Annotated in this window: 2 protein-coding genes; one reads left to right on the plus strand and one right to left on the minus strand. The window is 72.6% G+C overall.

Annotated features, from left to right (window positions below; genetic code table 11):
• On the minus strand, positions 1-2,503 hold a 2,503-nt coding region (locus AB0J52_RS33865; RefSeq protein ID WP_500186961.1), incomplete at its 3' end, for a UPF0182 family membrane protein.
• A gap of 208 nt (positions 2,504-2,711) precedes the next feature.
• Here AB0J52_RS33865 and AB0J52_RS33870 point away from each other — a divergent pair.
• On the plus strand, positions 2,712-3,131 hold a 420-nt coding region (locus tag AB0J52_RS33870), incomplete at its 3' end, for a PPA1309 family protein (protein WP_500186962.1).

The following is a 3,131-nucleotide window of genomic DNA, read 5'->3' on the forward strand; positions in this document are numbered from 1 at the left end:
GCCCGCCGACCCCCTGCGACCCAGGCTGCGCGCCGCCGCCCTGCGAACCCGGCTGTCCGCCGGTGCCCTGCGAGCCCGGCTGGGCGCCGGGGGCCTGGGCGCCCGGTCGCGTACCGGGGCTCGGCTTGCCCGGTTGCGGGGTGCCCGGCTGGGGACCGGTCTGGGGAAGCGCGGGCCGGCCGCTGGGGTTGACCGGGGCCATCGCCGTCTTGGCGCCCGGACGGCCGCCCGGCGCCGGAGGACCGGACTGGGCGGCGGGCTGCTGCGGGGACGGGGGCTGGACGCCCGCCTGCCGGGGCATGCGCAGGCTCAGGTAGTACGGGGGCTGCGTCTTGCCCTTGTTGGCGGGGGACGGGTCCTCCGGGACGTCCCAGAAGCCCTGGCCGCCGTAGAACGCGTCGGCCTGGGTGACGTGGTACTGCGCCAGGATGCGGCGCTGCACCTTGAACAGGTCCTCCGGGTAGCGCAGGTGGTCCCGCACGTCGGCCGGGATCTTCGACTTGGGCTCGACCGTGCCGGGGAAGACCTTCATCCACGTCCTGGCGATCGGGTCCTGGTCGTCCCAGAGGTAGAGGTGGACGGTGCCGTCGTAGGCGTCGACGGTGGCCTTCACCGAGTTCCGCAGGTAGTTCACCTTGTGGTCGGCCTGCTTGGCGATGGCGGACCGGGTGTCGGTGATGGTGTCGCGGGTCGCGTCCTGGAGGCCGAGGGTCTGCGAGTACGGGTAGCCGTTGGACGTGGTGTAGCCGTCCACGACCCACTGGATGCGGCCGCCGGCCGCGACCGGGTACGGGTTGCCGTCCAGGGTCAGCCAGGGCGCGGCGCGGTGCACGATCTCGCGGGGGGTGCGGTGGTAGAGGATCCGCGCGTCCTTCTTGATCGCGCCGGACAGCAGGAGGTTCCAGTCCTGGAACTGGGCGGCGAACAGCGTCCGGTTCAGCGCCGAGTCGATCCGCACCCCGCCGCGGCCCGCGTAGGTGGTGTTGACCTGCTGCGAGCTGTTGGACGGGTCGGGGTGGTCGAACTCCTTCTGCCCCCGGCCGCCGACGATGGAGTAGTCGGTCGTCCGCTCGCCGAAGTAGATCTGCGGCGTGCTCACCGGGGCGCCGGTGAGGTTCTTCTGCGGGACGTCCTTCTGCTGGAAGTCGGGGGTGCCGTCGGCGGTGAGGCGCTCGCCGGGCGCGCGGACGAAGCCGTAGCCGTGGGTGTAGATCAGCCGGTCCTTCACCCAGCTGTTCTGGCCCTTGGGCGGGCCGGACAGCTCCCGGACGGCGACGACCGAGTCCTCCGAGCGGCCGTTCACCGGGTACCGGTCGACGTCGAGGGTGTCGGGGAACCGGTAGAACTCGCGGATCTGCTGGAGCTGCTGGAAGGTCGGGCTGACCACCGCGGGGTCGAGCAGCCGGACGCCGGACAGGTCGCGCGCGGCGGCGGCGAGCTTGTCGCGGTCGGTCTCCGGCCGGCCGCCGTAGGGTTCGAGGGTGACGCCGCCGACGCCGTAGGCGGCGCGGGTGGCGTCGATGTTGCGCTGGATGAAGCGGCGCTCCCGGTTCTGCTCGTCCGGCTTCACCTGGAAGCGCTGGATCAGCAGCGGGTAGAGGCCGCCGATGAGCAGCGCCGACAGCACCAGCAGGATCAGCCCCACCCCGGGCAGCGCCATGCCGCGCCGCAGCAGGTTGGAGAAGAACAGCAGCGCGCACACGATGGCGATGACCGCGAGGATCGTCTTGGCGGGCAGCAGCGCGTTGACGTCCGCGTAGGACGCCCCCGTGCGGACGCCCCGCTCGGAGTGCACCAGGCCGTACCGGTCGAACCAGTAGGCGACCGCCTTCAGCAGCACGAACACGCCGACCAGCACCGACAGGTGCGCACGCGCGGCGGGGCTGACCTTGTCGCCCGGCCCCTGCAGGCGCAGCCCGCCGTACAGGTAGTGCACCATCACGGCGGCCAGCAGCGACAGGATCACGGTCGCGAACACCACGCCCAGCACCAGCCGCAGGAACGGGTAGGTGAAGACGTAGAACGAGACGTCCTTGTGGAACTGCGGATCCCGCACGCCGAAGCTCGTCCGGTTCAGGAACGCCAGCCACACCTGCCACTGCCCGGCCACGGACGCGCCGGTGAGCACGCCGAGCAGCAGCAGCGCCGTGCCCATGATGGTCCGGCGGCGCGGGTCGATGAGCGCGCGGTACCGGTCGAGGCCCTGCTGCTCGACCGACAGCGGCCGGTAGGCCGGGCGCAGCCGGTGCGCGACCGCCATGTTCACCCCGACCACCAGCGTCATCAGCACCAGGCCGCCGAAGAACAGCGACGTGCGCGCCCACAGCTGGGTCGTGTAGACCGACGACAGGCCGACCGAGCGGTACCAGAGCAGGTTCGTCCAGACCGACGTGACGATCACGAAGGCGGCCACCAGGACGGCCAGCGTCGCCAGCGCCGGCAGCAGCAGCCGGGACCGGCCGCCGCCGAGCCTGCGACGGATACCGGGAGTCCGGAAGGTCAACGGGCCCCTCCGTTCAGATCGCGCCCCCACCGGCATCCCCCGCCGGTGCTGTCCTAGAAACCTATCGACTGCCTCCGCGCCACCCGCACCTCCGCGTCCGATTGTGGATAACTCCGCGACGCCGCGCGGGCCGGGAGTCCGGCGGCTCCCGTCCCGCGCCGGGGGAGGGGCGGATCGCGCACCCGCGCGGACGGGGGAAGATGGCCTTGTGAGCCATCTCGAAGAAGTCGTCCTGGACCTGGAACGCCATGCCGCCCAGCAGGGGTGGGACGCGGCGCCCAAGCTGTACGCGCTGGTGTACGGCAGTGAGATCCGCACCACCGAGCCCGAGCTCGCCGCCGAGCTGGGCCTGGCCGAGGACTCCGGGGAGGGCGACACCCTCGCCGCGCTGGAGCAGCCGGAGCTGCCCGCGCAGGCGTCGGTGGAGGACGCCCTGTCGACCATCGCCTGGCCGGACGCGGTCGCCGGGTGCGCGCTGGTCATCGAGCGGGTCGTGCTGCCGCCGGAGGCCGAGGACGAGATCCCGGCCGACCCGGACAAGGCCGCCGCGTTCGCCGCCGACCACCCGGGCCGCGAGGACGTCCGCATGATCGTCGGCGTGCTGCGCGACGGTACGCGGCACTCCGCC

It is taken from the genome of Spirillospora sp. NPDC049652, from assembly GCF_040675125.1.
Lineage (GTDB): Bacteria > Actinomycetota > Actinomycetes > Streptosporangiales > Streptosporangiaceae > Spirillospora.